The 3,952-nt window shown below is 23.7% G+C and carries 4 protein-coding genes; 1 reads left to right on the forward strand and 3 read right to left on the reverse strand.

Annotated features, from left to right (window positions below):
* Window positions 1-320 precede the first annotated feature (320 nt).
* Window positions 321-896 (forward strand): hypothetical protein, encoded by a 576-nt coding sequence (locus KQI30_RS16560; RefSeq protein ID WP_216464453.1) that lies wholly within the window; start codon window positions 321-323, stop codon window positions 894-896.
* Window positions 897-1,090: 194 nt separating this feature from the next.
* Here KQI30_RS16560 and KQI30_RS16565 read toward each other — a convergent pair whose 3' ends face one another.
* Genes KQI30_RS16565 through KQI30_RS17650 form a run of 3 tightly spaced genes read right to left on the reverse strand, consistent with a single transcriptional unit; the run spans window position 1,091 to window position 3,826 of the window.
* The gene (locus tag KQI30_RS16565; protein WP_216464454.1) at window positions 1,091-1,840 is read right to left on the reverse strand and encodes a M3 family metallopeptidase; all 750 of its coding nucleotides are present in this window, start codon (window positions 1,838-1,840) and stop codon (window positions 1,091-1,093) included.
* The gene (locus KQI30_RS16570; RefSeq protein ID WP_216464455.1) at window positions 1,789-2,784 is read right to left on the reverse strand and encodes a hypothetical protein; all 996 of its coding nucleotides are present in this window, start codon (window positions 2,782-2,784) and stop codon (window positions 1,789-1,791) included. The genes KQI30_RS16565 and KQI30_RS16570 overlap by 52 nt, the downstream gene beginning before the upstream one ends.
* Window positions 2,777-3,826: an MATE family efflux transporter gene (locus KQI30_RS17650; RefSeq protein WP_367397874.1), complete on the reverse strand. Its 1,050-nt coding sequence runs from the start codon at window positions 3,824-3,826 to the stop codon at window positions 2,777-2,779. The genes KQI30_RS16570 and KQI30_RS17650 overlap by 8 nt, the downstream gene beginning before the upstream one ends.
* Window positions 3,827-3,952 lie beyond the last annotated feature (126 nt).

Genomic DNA, 3,952 nt, shown 5'->3' on the forward strand with positions numbered 1-3,952 from the left:
TCCTTGGATGTTTCTATTTGATTTGTCTTAAAAGGAATACCCCTAGCTTCAGCAAATGAAATAAGAAACAGCCCTATTATAGACCTACAGAGATGAATTTCTGATACAGTTTGGACAAGTTGCTTGTAGATGAATTTACTTGTGATTTGATAGAGAGTTTTAAGAATATCTTGTCCAAACTTTCCTTTTAGATATGAATTTGTAGCACAATACATAGTAATACAGATGTAATACTAAAATGTTTTATATATAAAAAGGAAATTTATGGTAAATAAAGAATATTTAAAGTATAGATTTAAATTAAAAAGTAGGTGGGGAGTATGTATACTGTAGAAGAAGTAGCCACAGAATTAGGGGTTAGTAAAGTAACAATATACTCAAAATTAAAAAAGTTCCAAGATGAAGTGGTTGTGAAGCAAGGGAAAAAGTATGTTACAGAGAAGTTATTTAACTTAATTAAGGAAGACTTAAAAGTTAAAAGAAATGAAAATCTAGATGATATTAAGGTAAGTATTAATGGTTCTATTATTGAAGATAACGATGATTTAAGTAATTTAAGTGAATTAAATCAAAGTTTAATTAATACTGTTATAGATCAAATCAAAGAAAAGGATCTACAGTTAAAGACCAAAGATGATCAAATGAAAGCTAAGGATGAACAAATAAAGAATCTTCAAAAGCTTATTGAAAATAGCCAGGTACTTTTAAAACAGGAGCAAGATAAGGAAATAAAAAAACTTTCTATGGAAACACACTTTGAAGAAGTTGATAAGAAGCTTCTAGAGCTTAAAGAAAAACTAGAAGAACGTAGGAAGATTGATATTGAGATAAAAGAAAAGGAGAAAGAAAAGTTTTGGAATAGAATATTTAAAGGAAAAAAGGAAATAATTAATTAATGCATTTTCATAAAAATTCTTAATATGATAAAGGTTCATTAAATGAACCTTTATTTTATTCATTAAACAATAAAAAAATACACCCATTTGAGGGTGTTCTTGATATGAACATTATTATTTATAATATTGTAATCAAGGTATAAGTACTAAATTATGGTGTTTACAACTCTAAAATAATTATCATAGAAAGCTATTTACAGAGATTTTTTCACACACTCTAAAATTCTATATTCATCAATATTTTTATTAAATTCATAAAAAATAGCTTTTAAGTAATATTCAGAATTTGAAGATAAATTATATTGTTTTAGTAACTCTTTTGCCTCCATTGAAAATGCATTTATTAAAAGTTTTAGATACTCTTTATTCCCATCTTTTATATTAAAATATATTTTAAAAGCTAAATAAGATGATATCATATATTTGCAGTTAGATAAGTCATCAAATAAATTTTTTGTCTTATTCCAAGAAGATTTATTAAAATGATTAAGTTTGTATTTTTTTCCATAATAATCCGTGTTTATATCTGCCCATATTTTATCTAATGTCTGTTTATTTATTTCATTATTGCATCTCATGATTCTTTCTACATATTCTTGTTCTAACCCGATATTATATATATTATATTTTATAAACTCAATTTTTTTATTTATAATACTTTTTTTATAAGTGCTATATTTTTTATCATTATACAAGTAGTCTAAAACCAAAATTTCACTTAAAAGTGCTGGAACTTCTCCTATAAATGAATCAAATTCTGTATATCTAAATGGTAGATTTTTATTCATAATATAATAATGAATAGCATGTCCTAATTCATGTGCTAAAATTAATAAACTATCAATATCTCTATTATAATTTAAAAATATATAGGGATGAACATTATAAACTCCTACACAATAAGAATTATAAGATTTTTTTCTCTTTGAAACGGATCTATCCATCCATTATTAAATGCACTATCAATAATATTACAATAGTTTTTTCCCATAATTCTCATTGAATTATATATAATTTCTTTTGCCTCACTAAATTCTATAACTATATCATCTTTATTTAATTGGAATAGTACCTTCTTTAATTCATGTTCATGTATAATTTTTTTATCTGATAATTCACATTGTAATTCTATATATTTATGAAGTATATTATAATTATCCTTTATTGATTGTAATATATTGTTATATATTTTTTTTATTTCTTTTTCATCAATTAAAATATCACAGATATTATTATAGTTATTTAATTCTTGTATGCTTTTCCAAACAAATATCTTTTCCTTTATTAGATTTGCTATTTCTTCAGATTCATTATTGAATATTCTACTATAATTAATTAAATTTTTTTTTATAACCTTCAAATCATTAGATATAAATATCTTATTGTAATCACTAACATCTATATCTTTTATAATATGATAATATTTATTATTTATTTCTTCATTTTTATCTAATAGCCTATTATTTAATATATATTGCTCATCTTCAGTAATATATATTTCATTTAATGATTTTTCGTATTTTGTTATAATATGATTTTTTAGTAACTCCTCTAAAGAATATGAATTTGTGATAATTAAATTTCGTTCCATTTTTATATTATATATATCATTCCATAAATTTTCTAATTTCTTAATCATATCTAAATACTTTTTTTCTCTACCGTAGATTTCCATATGCAAAAAACAATACATATATAATTTATTAAAGTTTTCATCAATACTATCTTCTAATTCAAAAATCAAAATTATATCCTCTATAGAGGATATAATTTTGATTTTTCTCTTTATTTTAGATAGCATAATTTCTTTTAAAAATTCATATTCTTTTTCCCATTCATTATTATCTATATATAACTCAGATAAATTCCATTCATATAGATTATTCAATTACATCGCCTCTTATTATTGAAGATTCACCTAACTGATTACTATTTTTATGTATATTTCCACCCTTATAAAACTTTATAATATATCCTACTGATAGTATAAAATAATTTAGTCCTAACCCCAACCAAACTCCTCTTAAATTCAGTTGCATTACTATAGCTAAGAAATAGACTATTGCTACAATAATAAACGATACAATTGTTGAATATACTAATACCCATTTTTCATACAATAATCCTAACAATGAGTTTTTGTAAACTTCCTGAATTAAGTTAAATACTTGGATGCCTACAGCATACACTATGAGAATTCCTGTAGAATTAATTAAGTTAATATCGTTTGTAATAAGACTACTAATAATTTTAGGATTAATTATTATAATTATGCTTGCAATAGTTATAAAAAATAATGCTGATAAAACAGCTAAAATAGGATAAACTTTTATATTAGTTTTATTATTCATTCCATCTGCTTGGGAAACTAAAGTCAATGATGAACCTGCATATGAAAACATTGGAAATGTTACAATACTTATTATACTTAATAAAAGATTATATATAGCTGTAGACTCAGTTCCTAATCTAGATACAATAGACATTATTAATACTGCAAATAAGGTACATTCTACAAAATCTTGTATAGACATTGGTATAAATAACTTTAAGATTTCTTTTAGCTCAGTCTTACATATTTTTAGGTTGTATTGAATTCCGTTATATTTTTTATAACATATAATACATACTATGATGCTAGCAAATAGACCTACAACAGTACCTATTGCAGCTCCCTTAACGCCAAGTTTAGGAAATCCTAATTTACCAAAAACAAGACTCCAATCTAAAAATAAATTTATAGGTGTAGATACTAGTGTAGTATATAAATACACTCTTACTTTTTTTATATTTTTAAAATATGATGAAAAGGTAAAAAGAATCATATTTATGCCTACACCTAACATTGCAATATACATATAATCACATGCATATTGAAGTTCCTTGTTAGATAAAGTGTAAGCGTCAAAGTTTTGGTACCTTTTATCAATTTAAAAAATATATTAAAATATCCCGGTAGGGCGATTTAAAGCCCTATCGGGATTTATTTATTTCTTGATTTTGACTTTTAGATTGTCAGGAAGATTATTTGCCCAAGGCATTAGATTTTCTAAAGC

Source organism: Clostridium bornimense (genome assembly GCF_018917145.1).
Classification (GTDB): domain Bacteria; phylum Bacillota; class Clostridia; order Clostridiales; family Clostridiaceae; genus Clostridium_AN; species Clostridium_AN bornimense_A.

What these genes read in the sequence shown, in the direction of transcription:
- KQI30_RS16565 (WP_216464454.1), bottom strand. Translation starts at nt 1,840, where the DNA reads ATGGATAGATCCGTTTCAAAGAGAAAAAAATCTTATAATTCTTATTGT.
- KQI30_RS16560 (WP_216464453.1), top strand. Translation starts at nt 321, where the DNA reads ATGTATACTGTAGAAGAAGTAGCCACAGAATTAGGGGTTAGTAAAGTA.